Source organism: Clostridium grantii DSM 8605 (assembly GCF_900129965.1).
Lineage (GTDB): Bacteria > Bacillota > Clostridia > Clostridiales > Clostridiaceae > Clostridium_AF > Clostridium_AF grantii.
The window spans coordinates 30,328-45,233 of sequence record NZ_FQXM01000007.1; the positions used below are offsets into that span (position 1 = coordinate 30,328).

Sequence of the window (14,906 nt, forward strand, 5' to 3'; positions counted from 1 at the left end):
TATGGTTTCAATTTTATTTCATAATATAACATAAAATTTTAGGAGGGTTATCATGAAAAAAAGATTTTTAACATTATTAATTACAGTATCTTTATTGTCTTCAATTGCTTTAACAGGTTGTGGAAATAAGGCAAATAATGCACCAGAAGTTAAGGAATCTACAAATGTATCAGAACCAGGAGAGTATCCAATAGCAAAGGAAAAAATTAATTTTACAGCTTTTGCAGGAACTAGACCAGCCGTTGACGATTTTGAAAATAACGATTTCACAAAATGGATGGAAGAAAAAACTAACATACACTTTGATTGGACGGTTGCTTTAGAACAAGACAGACAACAAAAATTAAACTTGTTAATGGCTAGTGGTAATTATACAGATGTAATATTCGATAGTTTCTTTACTCCTTCAGAACAATATGTATATGGATCACAAGGAATTTTGATTCCATTAAATGATCTTATAGATAAATATGCACCAAATATTAAAAAAGCTTTAGAGGACTATCCAGGAATTAAAGCACAGTTAACAATGCCTGATGGAAATATTTATTCTGTTCCTAAAATTGCAGAATGCTATCATTGTTATGTAATGGGTAAAATGTGGATAAATACTGAATGGTTAGATAAATTAGGATTAGAAATGCCTACAACTACAGATGAATTCTATAACGTTTTGAAAGCTTTTAAAGAAAATGATCCAAATGGAAACGGAAAAGCTGACGAGATTGCTTTATCTGGAGCTCAAAAAGGATGGATGGCAAGTCCAGAAATATTTATAATGAATGCTTTTACTTATACTAATAATAGTCAAAATTACTTACAGGTGGAAGATGGTAAGATAGCTACTGCTTATACTAAAGATGAATGGAAAGAAGGTCTTAAGTATTTGAACAAGTTATTTGAAGAAGGACTACTTGATCCACAAGCTTATACTCAAAATGGTGAGCAATTGAAAAAACTTGGTGAGAATCCAGGAGATGTAATTTTAGGAGCTGCACCAGGAGGAGCGCCAGGAGTATTCTCAAACATTGGTGATTCTGAAAGATATAAAGCTTATAAAACTGTACCAGCATTGAAAGGACCAGCAGGAGAACAAAATGTATATTACAATCCACTTAAAGGAGATGCAACTTTTAATATTACAGATAAATGTGCAGATCCAGTAGCAGCTATTAGATGGGCAGATGCAAATTTTGAAAAAGAAGTAATGATGAGACAAGTTTCAGGAAGACCAGGCGAAGAATGGGTAGAAGCAAAAGATGGAGATATAGCTATTGATGGAGGTCAAGCTGAATGGGATGAACTTGTATCACCGATATCTGACCAAGCAAAAGGACATACTTGGAGTCAAGTAGGACCTTCATTAAGAACAGCAGACTATTGGTTAAAAAGAGTATCAAGTGGTCCTGATGATATAGAAACTTTACTTTATGAAGAATCTAGAGATAAATATATGCCATATATTCCAGAACTAAATGAAATAGTAACAGATCTAGTATTTAGTGAAGAAGATTCAAGAACAATAGTTGATATTCAAACTCAATTATCTAACTATGTAACAGAAATGATGGTTAAGTTTATATCAGGAACAGAAGATATAGATGCAGGCTGGGATAAGTATATTGCTGAATTTGACAACATGAATATTAAACAATACTTAGAAATTTACCAAAAGGCTTATGATGAAAAACAAGCATTAAAATAGTAGCAAAAAAAATACTGGGAGAGTAGAATTCTATACTCCCAGTATTTAAAATATCTAAGAAAAAATTTATTCGAAGAAAATTTATAAGATAGAAATTCGGGAGGATAGTAGAATGACACAAATAAAAGCAGTAGAATCAAACTTTTGTGAAAGTTTAACACCAGTAGGAAGAATTTTAGAAGACCCAGAGTATAATGTATGGGGTTGTTCACCTATTTATGATGAAGAAGGTAGAGTTCATGTATTTTTTGCTCGTTGGTTAAACAAATACGATCATCTTGGATGGGTTGCAGCTTGTGAAGTTGGACATGCAGTTGCTAATTCACCAGAAGGGCCTTATGAAGTTTTAGATGTAGCCCTTAAAGGTAGTGGTGGGGATAACTGGGATTCATGGTCTATCCATAATCCATCAGTTTACAAAGTACAAGATAAATATATTATGCTTTATATGGGCTCAGACGGTTCAAAGATTGGAGCTACATTGGATGAAATAGGAGAAATGACACAAGAAGAGTACAAACCTTACTTTCATAAACTTGTGGAAAGTAAAAGAGTAGGTATGGCTATTGCTGATAATTTAAATGGCCCATGGCAAAGAGTTGGAAGTGAACCAATGATAAAAACTGGGGAATTAGGAAAGTGGGATAGTTTTTGCACCTCTAATCCGGCATTTGTAATATCACCAGAAGGTAAGTATAGAATATACTACAAAGCATGGGACTATGATTCAGCAACAAAATTTAATGGTAATAGAAAATATGGATTTGCAGAATCAGATAATTTAACTGGTCCATATGTTAAATATGAAAATAATCCAGTTATAGAATATTCATATATAGAAGAAAAAATACAATGTGAAGATGCTAGTATTTGGTATGAGAATGGAATGTATAAATCAGTAATGCGTGATATGGGTGTTTTTAACCATGAATATGGTCTTTATGTAGAATCTAAAGATGGAATCAAATGGTCAGATCCACAAATTGCATATAAAGATGCTCCAACATATTTTGATGAAGGTTTACCAGGGTTAGATAGAGAAGGCAGATTTGAGAGACCTCAACTTTTAAAGAAAGACGGTATCCCAGAATATTTATATGTAGCTTATAGAGGTGGAAAATATAGAACTTCTAGTGGGGCGGTTTTAAAAATAAATAGAAAATAAGGTAACTATTTAACATATTTTTTATTTGTTCCAGTTACTTTTTGATATTCAAATAATACCTATTGATTGACATAATTAGAGTTAAAGGAATATGTTTAAATGCATTTAAAGTAAAATATAATTATTTTGTTGAAAGGTAGGTATTATTTTTATGAGTAGAGTGGTTAAAAATTTAGATTTTTCATGGAGATTCAAAAGAGGTGATAATTTAGCAGGATTTAATCCTAAGGTAGACCATTCTGATTGGGAGGAAGTTCAAATTCCACATGATTGGAGTATTGAAGGCCCTTTTAAAGAAGATAATCCTAGCGGTCCCCGTGGAGGATATGCACCTGGTGGCATAGCATGGTATAGAAAATTTATTTCATTTTCAGAAGAATACAAAAATAAAAAAGTATTTATAGAATTTGATGGAATTTATATGAATAGTAGTGTATATGTAAATGGTGATAGAGTTGGATATCACCCATATGGATACACAAGTTTAAGCTATGATTTAACACCATATTTTGTTTTTGGTGATTATGAAAATTTAATTTCAGTAAGAGTAGATACAGCTCTTCAACCGGGTTCAAGATGGTACTCAGGAGCAGGTATTTATAGACATGCAAGGTTGGTAGTAAAAGATTACTTATCTATAGAGCGATATAGTACATATATTACTACACCAAAAGTTTCAAAAATAAGTTCAATTATTAATATTAAAACGTCTATTAAAAATGAATACGCTGAAGAAAAAACTTGTGTATTAAAAGTATCAATTTTAGATAAAGACAAAAAAGTAGTTACAACTATTAAGGAAGAAAAAAATATTGATTCAAATTCTGTTTATGAATTTAATCAAGATGTGATAATAGAAAAACCTAATTTATGGAGTACAGAAAATCCTTATCTTTATACTGAACGAACAGAAATAATAGTGGATAATATAATAGTAGATAATGAGGAAACTTCTGTTGGTATTAGGAAAATTGAATTTAATGCAGACAAAGGATTTTTACTTAATGATAAAAGTGTAAAAATTAAAGGGGTATGTATCCATCATGATGGAGGATGCTTAGGTGCTGCTGGAAGAGATAGAACAAAGGAAAGACAAATAGAAATTTTAAAAGAAATGGGTTGCAATGCAATAAGAACTAGCCATAATCCACCTTCCCCAGTTTTGTTAGATTTGTGTGATAAACATGGTATGCTAGTTATGGATGAAGCATTTGATGAATGGGAAATTGGTAAAAGACCTAGAGTATTTGATGAAGGAACTTTAGGGGAACAAATTAGAAGACCAATATATGCATACTCAGAATACTTCAAGGATTGGTGTGAAAAGGATTTAAGAACAATGGTTAAAAGAGATAGAAATCATCCTTCTATTATATTGTGGAGTATTGGGAATGAAGTTGATGAACATGCATTACCACAGGGCTTTAGAATTACAAAAAAATTAAATGATATTATTAGAAGCGAAGATGTAACTAGACCTATAACAACAGCAACAGTTCATATGGAGGGTTCAAATGAAATTGGATTACCTTCAATATTAGATATTACCGGGTACAATTATCATGAAAATTTATATGAAGAAGACCATGAAAAATATCCAAACAGAATAATTTTAGGAAGCGAAACCTGTTCAGCAACTCCGTTTGAAGTCAGAGGAGAATATAAAAGGTTTATTGAATCAGCTGATAGCATAGAAAGTTTAAGAAATATAAAAACTGGTGGAGGAGATTTATCAGTTATAACTCCGGCAAGTAGATTTTGCAAGGCTGAGAATTCTTGGAAAATAACCAAGGAAAATGAATATGTGTCTGGATTATTTATTTGGACAGGTTTTGATTATATAGGAGAGCCATCACCGTTTGCTTGGCCATCTAAAAGTTCTTATTTTGGAGTAATTGATTTATGCGGATTTCCAAAGGATGCTTTTTACTTTTATAAAAGTCAATGGACAAAAGAACCTATGATTCACATTTTGCCTCATTGGAATTGGGAAGGAAAAGAAGGTCAAGAACTTCCAGTTTGGTGTTATACAAATTGTGAAAGTGTTGAACTTATATTAAATGGAGAATCTTTAGGAGAAAAAAACATTAGTGATTCTGAATTTTTACATTTATATTGGAATATTATATACACTCCAGGAAGTTTAAAAGCAATAGGTAAAATAAATGGTGAAGTGGTATGTGAAGAAGTAATAAACACAGCAAGCCAGCCATCAACAATTATTCTTGCACCAGATAAAATGGAATTAAATTCAAATGGTCAAGATTTGTGCTATATAAAAGTTAGAATTGAAGATGAAAAGGGTAATTTAGTACCTACTGCAAAAAATGAAATTTTATTCACAGTTGAAGGATCTGGAAAGCTTGTAGGTGTGGATAATGGAGATCCTACTGTTGAAGAAAGTTTTACAGGAAACAAAATGAAAGCTTTAAATGGTTTATGTTTAGCAGTAGTTCAATCATCATTACACAAGGGTGAAATCACAATTAAAGCAACCTCATCAGGATTAAAAGACACAAAAGTAGTAATAAGAACAAACTAAACAAACAACAAAAAAATAAAATCAGCATATGATATTTACCAGGTTGCTAAATTATATGTTGATTTTATTTATAAATAGTTTTAGACTTTAATTAAAGAATAGAGTTACATAAGAATTTTTTTAAAGAAAGGTTGCCGAGTTTATGAATAAAAAAAGTAAAGGTTTACTAAAAAACAAAGTTATATTTATAGTATTTATATTTTTATATATGTTTATGAATTCTACAACTGCTTATTCTGAGAACAAAAATAATCAAAAAGTAGAAATAGTATATTTTTATATTAATGCTTGTGTTAGTTGCCAGGATGAACAAGATAAAATTGAAAAATATATGAGGTACTTAAACTCAGAGAAGGATATTTATAAGTTGGAATTTAAAGCTTATAATGTTTTTGAAGAGGTTCATCTAGAAAATATGCTTAGATATTGTGATGAATATAATGTAAAAAAATCCGAGAGAACTTATCCCATAATGTTTGTAGGAGATAAATATTATCAAGGAGAAGATAATATTGAAAAAGGATTGGAAGAACTTAGAATTCAATTAAATAATAATAATATTCCTACCTTGAAAAAAATAGAAAATCAACATGAAGCATCAACAAGTATAAATAAATATTTTGAAAATATGCAAGGGGTTGGAGTATTTTTATTTGGACTTATAAATGGGTTTAATCCATGCTCATTAGCAATGTTATTATTTCTTTTAAGTTTATTTATTGTGGATGAGAAAATCAATGTATTAAAAGTGGGGTTAGCTTATATTGCAGGTAAATTTATAACTTATTTGCTTTTAGGAACAGTATTATATCAGGTATTAGATATGTTAGATGTGAAATCCTATCAGATATTTCTAAAAATAATAATGGGTATATTTGTAGTATTTATTGTAAGTCTGAATATTCAAGATATATTCAGTGCTAAGAAAGAAAAATATGGTGAAATAAAAAATCAATTACCAAGTAAGTTAAGAGGATTTTGCCATAATATAATGAAGAAAGCTTTAAAGAATAATAAATTTAAGCATTTTATAATAATAGCCTTTTTGTTGGGAATGATAATGTCTGTACTAGAATTTCTTTGCACAGGACAAGTTTATTTAGCTACAATCTTGTATATTATGCATGATAGTAATGCGTTGAGTATAAAAGCATTTACCTATCTATGTGTATATTCACTAGCTTTTATACTTCCATTATTAGTTGTAATAATTTTAATAGCTAAAACAAAGAATTTATTTAATGTATCTGAAAAATTACGTCATAGGATACCATTAATTAAACTTGTAACTTCAATAGTATTAATAGTTTTAGCAGTATATATTATTATATTTACTTAAGGAGAGAGGATATAATGTTGTGGAATAAGAAAGAAAAAAACAAACCAAAAAATATTTCCTTAAAATTATATTCATTTAATGAAGAAATAATTTTTAATGGATTACTTACCAACTTTCCAATTAAAGAAGAATTAATTTTGGAAAAAACTATTGAGCATTTTGAGGATTATGATCCTTGTTTTTTTCATCGCTCAGTAGTTAGTAGATGGATGTATTTTGAAATAGAAGAATATCTTAATAAAATAGATGAGGAAAACAAGAGTGAAATAAAGTGGCAAGAACTACCTGAAAATATAAAAAAAATATTATTAAGTGATAAAGTGATAAACAGGGTGATTGTAGAAAAAATATAATAATTTATTAAAAACATACAATAAAGTTATTATTGAAATAATATAGGGAGTATAATTATATTATGACAAATATGAATGAAAATAAGCAATATTATAATAGTGGCTATGAAAGCAGCAACTTTTTATACACAGTAAACCGCTGTGGTACAGGTTTGGTAGATGAAGAGTTTTATATTTGCCGTGATAATTTATATCCTTATTGTACTATTCATTTTGTTGCAGAGGGTTCAGGAATGCTAGAATATAAAGGCAAAGAATATAATGTAATAAACAATCAGGTTTTTATAATAGATGCATTTTCTCCCCACATATATAAGACAAACTCTAATGATAGGTTTCGCTTATATTGGATTGAGTTTTCAGGTAGCCACAGTATTGACATTATAAAAAGCATTATAGAAGATGCTTCTCCTATTTTAAGTTCACCTGTTAGCATAAAAATAATGGGGTATATTAATCGTATCATGGGGTTATTTTCAAGTGATTCAGAAAAAAATAAATATTTGATTTCTAAGATCATATATAGCATGTTAATAAATACCTTTAAATATTATAGAAACAGTACAATAGAAGTCTTTTCTGATATGGAAAAAAACTGCTTAAAAAAGGTTCTTGATTATATAGAAATGAATATTGGAGAAGCTTTGCGTGTTCATGAATTAGCTGAATTAGCCAATTATAGTCCAGATTATTTTTCCAAAGTATTTAAGAAGGTGGTAGGGGAATCTCCTGGAAAACATATTAATAATAGAAGAATTATCAGGGCAAAAGAACTGTTGGTAAAAACGGATATGCACATAGAAGGAATAGCAGAAAATTTAGGTTTTTGTGATACTAGTCATTTTATTAACCGCTTTAAAAAAGCCGAGGGGTTAACCCCGGCTGAATTTAGAAAGCAAAGTGAAATTTATTCTGTTGATTCCATTCAAAATTACAAAGAATACAGACTATAATTCATTAAATGGTGACTAATCTCGAACACTGTACATGGCTGCTATATTTTCAATAGGCACATCCCCTTCAAAGGATTGGCTTGCCATCAAAATATAGCCACCATGGATATTAAGGGTATCTATGAAATGCTTTGTTTCTTTCTTCACTTCTTCAGGGGTGCCAAAGGGTAGAACACCTTGGGTATCAATACCGCCATGAAAGGTAAGTTTATCTCCAAATTTAAATTTTAAGTTGGCTGGGTCCATACCGATAACCTTTTGTATGGGCTCAAGAGAATCAACACCACAATCAATAAGCTCTGGAATAATATCATAAACAGCACCACAGGAATGTTGCTGATAAAAAGCACCGTACTTGTGAGCAAGGGCTGTGAGTTTACGTGTGTTTTCCTTGAAATATTCTCTCCACATATCTGTACTAAATAGAAGGTTTATTTGAGTACCGTAATCGTCATGAGGTCTCAAAATGTCAATTTGACCGTCTGCAGCTATGAACATTCTTTCATAATATTCAAGTTCGAATTCTACCATTTTATCAAAAATTTTGTGAGCAAGCTCTGAGTCTAATGCCATATCTATAAATAGTTTTTCCATGCTTCTTAAATTTGTAGCATTTTGAAAAGGGCCCTCATGTCCAATTATTATAGCCTTGTTTTTATGACGGTCACATTGATATTTTATAGATTCATAATCAAACCAATCAGGGTCAGGCCATCTATAGTTTTCTATTTGAAAAATAGTGTCCATTTCATCTAAAGGGTAGTAAGAGGTGATTGTATTATATTCTTTACCAGTCCAATGATGGGTTTTTCTAAATCCCCAAAAATCTTCTGTTACTTTATTACCTTTTTCATTCCATGTCCTAAATTCAGGTCCAATGTAGCTCGCTCCTACACATCGAATATCAATGTCAAATTTCTTGTATATTTCCTCAGGTTCATTAAAACCATAATACTTTTGGAGTTTTTCCATTACACTTGAAACACATTCAAAGTTTGCAGGCACCCTATCAGGGGTTATATGATTAAAAGCTTTTCTTACTCTTTCCTTTGAATTCATTGATTATACATCACCTTTCAATTATATTTTTCAAAAATTTGTTGTGTTGAAAACTATTACTCTTTTATATGTGGTCACTGTATGATTTATATAAATTATTATATAAGCAATAGTAATAATAAAAAATGAATATTTATGTTTTATTATTGAATATTTCAGCTTTATATAGTTAATAAAAGCAAGCATCAAGTAATCTTTCTATGAGCATTACAAAATCTCATTCTTTATAAAATAATTATGGTCATTTAGGATATAAAAAATTTGATTCACAATTGAAAAAATAGACTCTGCTCACAATAAAGTAAGCAGAGTCTATTTTTATTTTATTTAAATTAAAAAAACATTAAATTTTATATTTGTCCCAAAATTCTTTTCCAAATTTATGAGCACAGTCATCCCATTCATCTCTATATTTAAATAATTCTTTTCTTAAAGAGTCAACAATTTTTTTATAATCTTCATTAGAATATAAATTATTCAGCTCACAAGGATCTTCTATAAAATCAAAAAGTTGAGTGGAAGTAGTATCACCATACACATATTCTATAAGTTTATATCTTTCATTTTTAACACTTCTAAGCATGTTTGTATAAGCAAAATATAAAGTTTCTCTTGTTTTTATTTTTGGGTTCATGATGGTTTTAAATAAACTTTTACCTTCAACGGAACTTGGAGCATCTATATCCACAAGGTCGCACAAAGTAGGGTATATGTCTAAAAGATAAGCATAACTATCTGTTTTTTGGTTTTTAGGTATTCCAGGACCTGAAAATACTAAAGGAACTCTAATACTATGTTCATAACAATTTTGTTTTCCCATAAGTCCATGTTGACCAAGGGCAAGTCCATTATCTCCAGCAAATACTATAATAGTATCTTCAAGTTTACCAGTTGATTCTAAGGCAGCTAAAACTTTTCCTAGTTCATTATCTAGGTGAGTAATCATGCCATAATATTCTGAAATATGTTTTTTAACTATTTCTGGAGTTCTAGGATAAGGGGCTAATACTTCATCCCTAACATCTCTTATACCATAATCAAAAGGGTGTTCTTCTTTAAAGTTTAAAGGTAAAGAAATTTCATCAGGATTATACATATTTAAAAATTCCTCAGGCATGGTTCTAGGGTCATGAGGAGCCATAAATGAAATATACATAAAGAAAGGATCATTACTATTATAATTTTTTATAAAATCAATTGATGCTTCAGCAAAAAGTTCACTGGAATGTTTACCAGGTTCTACATGATCACAAATAATATTTTCAGTTTGATTAGAAAACCAAGGGTTAACAGATTTTTTCTTAGGAACACTGTATTTACCTGTTGGATCAAAATTATTTATAGGAACATTCCAATGATCATTCATGCCACCAAAAAAGATATTAGCTCCATCAGTAAAACTTCTAGCATAAGCATTTATTCCATTGTGCCATTTACCTGTTCCAAAGGTTCGATAACCAGCATTTTTTAAAGTTTCTCCTAAAGTAATATGAGATTCAGGGATTTCCTGTCCTTCATTTTGTAAATGAAAAAGAGTTCTTCCAGAATGTAACATTGCTCTACTAGGCATACATACAGCACCAGAAGTACCACAAGGAATATGGGCATGAGTAAAGGACACTCCATTTTCTACTAACCTGTCTATGTTTGGTGTGATTATCTCTTTGTTGCCAAGAGCGGCTATGGTGTCAAATCTTTGGTCATCAGTAAAGAAAAATAAAATATTAGGTTTCATAATAATTCTCTCCTTAAGAATATAATTGAGTAAATTGTATTTAGTACTATAAGAGGATAATACCAATTATTAAGAAACTTATGAATATCAAAAAGTATGATTAGACTGTTAAATAGTGATATAAAACAAGGAGTTTAGGATAGAATTAATCTTTAAAATATGCACCTAAATATAAAGTATATTAGTTGAATAATATGTTTTGTATGATAAAATTTTATTTATAAAATTGAATTCAAGAAAAATTTAATACGAAGAAAGGAAGTTAATTATGAGCAAAAAACCAAATATTATTTTTGTTTTAACCGATGATCAAGGGTATGGTGATCTTGGTTGTACTGGGAATAACATTATTAAAACTCCTAATATAGATAAATTTTACAATGAAAGTGTAAGATTAACAAATTTTCATGTTGGACCTACTTGTGCACCAACACGTGCGGGATTAATGACTGGGCATTATTCTAATAGTACAGGGGTATGGCATACAGTTGGAGGACGGTCTTTGCTTAGAAAAGAAGAATGGACAATAGCCTCAGCCTTAAAAGAAAATGGGTATCGAACAGGGATTTTTGGTAAATGGCATTTAGGAGACGAGTATCCATATAGATCTTTTGATAGAGGGTTTGAAAAATCAATAGTTCATGGTGGTGGAGGTATCAGTCAAACACCGGATTATTGGGGGAACGATTATTTCGATGACACCTATTATGTAAATGGAGAACCACAAAAATTCAATGGATATTGTACTGACGTATTCTTTAATGAAAGTTTAAAATTTATTGAAGAAAATAAGAACAACCCTTTTTTTTGTTACATAGCAGCTAATGCACCTCATAGTCCTTATAATGTAGAGAGTAAGTATTCAGAACAGTATATTGGACAAGTTCCTGAAGACAGAGCTCGATTTTATGGTATGATTTCTAATATTGATGAAAATTTTGGACGTTTAAGAGAAAAACTTAAAGAGCTGAATTTTGAGGAAAATACTATTTTAATATTTATGACTGATAATGGTTCTAGTTGTGCAGCAGAACTTGATAGTAAAGAATTTGTTGTTAATGGCTATAATGGTGGATTAAGAGGTATGAAGAATTCAGAATATGATGGAGGACACCGTGTACCTTTCTTTATAAGATGGCCAAAAGGTAATTTAAATTATGGTGAGGATATTGATGAATTAACTGCGAATATTGATTTTATGCCTACAATGCTTGATTTATGCTCAGTTCCTGTGAAAGAAGGAGTAGATTTTCACGGAATGAGTTTAAAAGCATTGCTTTATAAAGAATTACCATGGCAGGATAGAACTATTGTAACAGATTCTCAAAGAGTGGCCTATCCTGTAAAATGGCGCAAAAGTGCTGTTATGACTAAAAAATGGAGATTGATAAATGGAAGAGAATTATATGATGTTGCCCTTGATAGAGAACAAAGAAAAGATATAGCATGTTTATATCCAGAAGTAGTTGGAAAATTAAGACAACAGTATGAGAAGTGGTGGGAAATTGTATCAGTGCAATTTGATGTAGATATTCCAATTGTTATTGGTGAGAATCCAACGGCTTTTACAAATCATGATATTCGTAATGAAGAGTGTATTTCAGCCTGGAATCAAGCTCAAATTCGAAAAGGAATAAAAGTAGAGGGATATTGGGAATTTGAAGTGGAAAAAGAAGGAGAATATAGATTTGAGCTTAGAAGATGGCCAAAATCAGAAAACAGGGCAATTTCTGCAGGTATTGAAGGTGATGATGTAGAATTTTGAAGAAACTTCATTCAAGAAAAGAATTGGATATTTTATAATGGAGGAGAATCATTGCCATTAAAAAAAGCTACAATAAGTATTCAAGGAATTGAAGAATCTTGTGAAATAAAAAACAGTGATGTGGTAGCAATATTTACAATAAGCTTAAAAAAAGGAAAAACTAATCTACAAGCATGGTTTAGTGATGGAGATAACGCATATACTTCAGCATATTATATAGAGATTTATTTAATTTAATAATTTATACTAGACAGATTGTTGTTAAAGGAAAAATAATTTGTCTAGCTATTGATATATTTATTTATAAAAATTTATCCTGATTTAGTCTATGTCTATATTCACTAGGAGTAATTTTCATCTTAGCTTTAAATAATCTTGAGAAATATTTTTCATTATCAAAACCTGTTTCTCTAGATATTTCCTTTACTTTTTTACTGGTATTTACAAGTAAAAGTTGTGCTAATTCTAAACGTTTTTTAATGATATATTGGCGAGTATGTATAATATTGTATTTATTTTAATGGATCAACTAAGAACAGATTTTTTGTTAATTTTGTCCACACTCATATTAATATAAACCCTTTGATTTATAATGTAAGCTAATATAATTATTTTATGGATACAAATAGATGGGAAAGAGGGGGAAAATCATTAAAAAGAGAAATATAATTGTAATATTATGCGACCAATTAAGAAAAGATTTTTTACCAATATACGGCTGTGAAGCAATAAAAACACCTAATATTGATAAATTAGCTCATGAAGGAGTTATATTTGATAAATGCATTACTCAATCGCCGGTTTGTGCTCCAGCAAGAGCAACTATGATGACAGGAAGGTATGTGAGTGATCATCAGGTATGGACTAATGATGTTCCTTTTAGACAAGGAGTAGAATATTTAGCAGAAAAGATGAATGATTTAGGCTATGTAACAGGCGCTTTTGGGAAACTTCATCATACACCTGGATTGGATACAAAAGGGTTCACGCATAGTAGTTTGATGGAAGAAAATAGATTGAAGAATGAAGATTCTTATTTAAAATTCTTAAAAGAGAAAGACTCTACAGTTAAAAGTGTTTTCAATGTAAATTCAAAACATCAATTTAAATTAGATGATAATTTATATTATGAAGGATTTACAGCAAATAAAGCATTAGGATTTATTGATGAGCATAAAGAACAGCCATTTTTTGCTTGGGTTTCATTTCAGGGGCCACATACTCCATATGATCCACCAAAAGAGTGGAGAGGGAAAGTTAATGTAGATAAATTACCTAAGCCTATTATACGTCCAAATAAGGATTTGAGTGAAAATGCATTATATAGAAGTGCACTAAGAAACATTAGTGAAGATATAAAGGAAATAATGGATATCCGTGAAGCTTATGGGGAAATGATTATGGAGATAGATGCTCAGATAGGAAAAATTCTTAAGTATTTAGAAAAAGAAAATCTATTAGATAATACCACAATTTTATTTAGCTCAGACCATGGTGATTTATTAGGAGATATGGACTTGAATGAAAAAGGACCATATTTATTTGAAGCTCAATTAGGTATACCTATGATTCTAAGCAATCAACCAAATGTGGAAAAAAATAAACGTTCAAATTTGTTAGTGGGTAATATTGATATTCCAGGAACGGTATTAGAAATAGCAGGTAGTATACATGGAATTGGATATTCAAAATCAATGCTTAGTTTATTAAATGGTAACCTTAGTAGAAATGTAAACTTTAGTGAATTTTGTGATACCATTAAAATTGTTGAGGATGGACAATATAGATATGCTTATTATCCTTTTGATGGTTATTCAGAATTATATGATAGAGATAGTGACCCAAATGAATTAAATAATCTTCACGGTAAAGATGAATATTTAAATATAGAAAATAAATTTTTAAAAGATATTCTTGACTTTAATATAATTAGCCATGGCATTAAAATAGAAGCTCATGATCTAGTTCCAAGTAAGAAAAAAGGAATAGAAAATAAATATCCTAATTTTTTAGATGACTTTCCTATCGCTTTTCCAGTTAATGCATCAGAAAAAATGGATAAGCTTGCAGCTAAAGGCTTAGACACTAAATTTAATGAGTTCTGTAAAGGTCGTAGTATTTTGGTTCATTATTCAGCCAATTGGAAAGAATGACAATAAAAATGGAGGATTTTGTGTTTTGGTAAAGTATTTTCAATGGAAATACTTTATAGGGATCCCACTGTGAAACTTATAGTCGTGAACTTATTCAATCTTAAAGTAAACGCACAAGATATAGTTGTTATTTTTTT

The 14,906-nt window shown here is 30.1% G+C and carries 12 protein-coding genes; 9 read left to right on the forward strand and 3 right to left on the reverse strand.

What is annotated here, in order from left to right:
• The first annotated feature begins 52 nt into the window (after nt 1–52).
• From BUB83_RS07620 to BUB83_RS07645, 6 genes are all read left to right on the forward strand, one after another.
• On the forward strand, nt 53–1,705 hold the full coding sequence (locus BUB83_RS07620; RefSeq protein WP_073337862.1) for an ABC transporter substrate-binding protein: 1,653 nt from the start codon (nt 53–55) through the stop codon (nt 1,703–1,705).
• A gap of 112 nt (nt 1,706–1,817) precedes the next feature.
• Nucleotides 1,818–2,870: a glycoside hydrolase family protein gene (locus BUB83_RS07625; protein ID WP_073337863.1), complete on the forward strand. Its 1,053-nt coding sequence runs from the start codon at nt 1,818–1,820 to the stop codon at nt 2,868–2,870.
• A gap of 151 nt (nt 2,871–3,021) precedes the next feature.
• The gene (locus BUB83_RS07630) at nt 3,022–5,412 is read left to right on the forward strand and encodes a glycoside hydrolase family 2 TIM barrel-domain containing protein (protein ID WP_073337864.1); all 2,391 of its coding nucleotides are present in this window, start codon (nt 3,022–3,024) and stop codon (nt 5,410–5,412) included.
• Between the two features lie 142 nt (nt 5,413–5,554).
• Complete coding sequence (locus tag BUB83_RS07635) at nt 5,555–6,751, forward strand: cytochrome c biogenesis CcdA family protein (protein ID WP_073337865.1); 1,197 nt, start codon at nt 5,555–5,557, stop codon at nt 6,749–6,751.
• A 14-nt stretch (nt 6,752–6,765) separates the two neighbouring features.
• On the forward strand, nt 6,766–7,104 hold the full coding sequence (locus BUB83_RS07640) for a hypothetical protein (protein ID WP_073337866.1): 339 nt from the start codon (nt 6,766–6,768) through the stop codon (nt 7,102–7,104).
• Nucleotides 7,105–7,166: 62 nt separating this feature from the next.
• Nucleotides 7,167–8,057 carry an AraC family transcriptional regulator gene (locus tag BUB83_RS07645; protein ID WP_073337867.1) on the forward strand — a complete coding sequence of 297 codons (891 nt, stop codon included), beginning with the start codon at nt 7,167–7,169 and terminating at the stop codon, nt 8,055–8,057.
• A gap of 15 nt (nt 8,058–8,072) precedes the next feature.
• Here BUB83_RS07645 and BUB83_RS07650 read toward each other — a convergent pair whose 3' ends face one another.
• Nucleotides 8,073–9,116, reverse strand: a complete 1,044-nt coding sequence (locus BUB83_RS07650; protein ID WP_073337868.1) for a uroporphyrinogen decarboxylase family protein — start codon at nt 9,114–9,116, stop codon at nt 8,073–8,075.
• Between the two features lie 343 nt (nt 9,117–9,459).
• Nucleotides 9,460–10,851 (reverse strand): sulfatase family protein, encoded by a 1,392-nt coding sequence (locus BUB83_RS07655; RefSeq protein WP_073337869.1) that lies wholly within the window; start codon nt 10,849–10,851, stop codon nt 9,460–9,462.
• Between the two features lie 268 nt (nt 10,852–11,119).
• Here BUB83_RS07655 and BUB83_RS07660 point away from each other — a divergent pair, with 268 nt between their 5' ends.
• A complete protein-coding gene (locus BUB83_RS07660; protein WP_084133453.1) occupies nt 11,120–12,616 on the forward strand; it encodes an arylsulfatase in 1,497 nt (498 codons plus the stop codon).
• Nucleotides 12,617–12,667: 51 nt separating this feature from the next.
• Nucleotides 12,668–12,853 (forward strand): hypothetical protein, encoded by a 186-nt coding sequence (locus tag BUB83_RS21255; protein WP_084133454.1) that lies wholly within the window; start codon nt 12,668–12,670, stop codon nt 12,851–12,853.
• A 64-nt stretch (nt 12,854–12,917) separates the two neighbouring features.
• On the opposite strand, the gene BUB83_RS22925 is transcribed toward BUB83_RS21255, so the two are convergent.
• Nucleotides 12,918–13,121: a helix-turn-helix domain-containing protein gene (locus BUB83_RS22925; RefSeq protein ID WP_084133468.1), complete on the reverse strand. Its 204-nt coding sequence runs from the start codon at nt 13,119–13,121 to the stop codon at nt 12,918–12,920.
• Between the two features lie 124 nt (nt 13,122–13,245).
• Between BUB83_RS22925 and BUB83_RS07670 the strand changes: the two genes are divergently transcribed.
• Entirely contained in the window at nt 13,246–14,769 is a 1,524-nt protein-coding gene (locus tag BUB83_RS07670; RefSeq protein ID WP_073337870.1) for a sulfatase family protein, read from the forward strand.
• Nucleotides 14,770–14,906: the final 137 nt, after the last annotated feature.

Excerpts from the sequence above, each read along its gene's own strand:
- BUB83_RS07650 (WP_073337868.1), bottom strand. The coding sequence starts at position 9,116 with ATGAATTCAAAGGAAAGAGTAAGAAAAGCTTTTAATCATATAACCCCT.
- BUB83_RS07625 (WP_073337863.1), top strand. The coding sequence starts at position 1,818 with ATGACACAAATAAAAGCAGTAGAATCAAACTTTTGTGAAAGTTTAACA.
- BUB83_RS07645 (WP_073337867.1), top strand. The coding sequence starts at position 7,167 with ATGACAAATATGAATGAAAATAAGCAATATTATAATAGTGGCTATGAA.
- BUB83_RS07670 (WP_073337870.1), top strand. The coding sequence starts at position 13,246 with ATGGGAAAGAGGGGGAAAATCATTAAAAAGAGAAATATAATTGTAATA.
- BUB83_RS07640 (WP_073337866.1), top strand. The coding sequence starts at position 6,766 with ATGTTGTGGAATAAGAAAGAAAAAAACAAACCAAAAAATATTTCCTTA.
- BUB83_RS07635 (WP_073337865.1), top strand. The coding sequence starts at position 5,555 with ATGAATAAAAAAAGTAAAGGTTTACTAAAAAACAAAGTTATATTTATA.
- BUB83_RS07630 (WP_073337864.1), top strand. The coding sequence starts at position 3,022 with ATGAGTAGAGTGGTTAAAAATTTAGATTTTTCATGGAGATTCAAAAGA.
- BUB83_RS07655 (WP_073337869.1), bottom strand. The coding sequence starts at position 10,851 with ATGAAACCTAATATTTTATTTTTCTTTACTGATGACCAAAGATTTGAC.
- BUB83_RS07660 (WP_084133453.1), top strand. The coding sequence starts at position 11,120 with ATGAGCAAAAAACCAAATATTATTTTTGTTTTAACCGATGATCAAGGG.
- BUB83_RS07620 (WP_073337862.1), top strand. The coding sequence starts at position 53 with ATGAAAAAAAGATTTTTAACATTATTAATTACAGTATCTTTATTGTCT.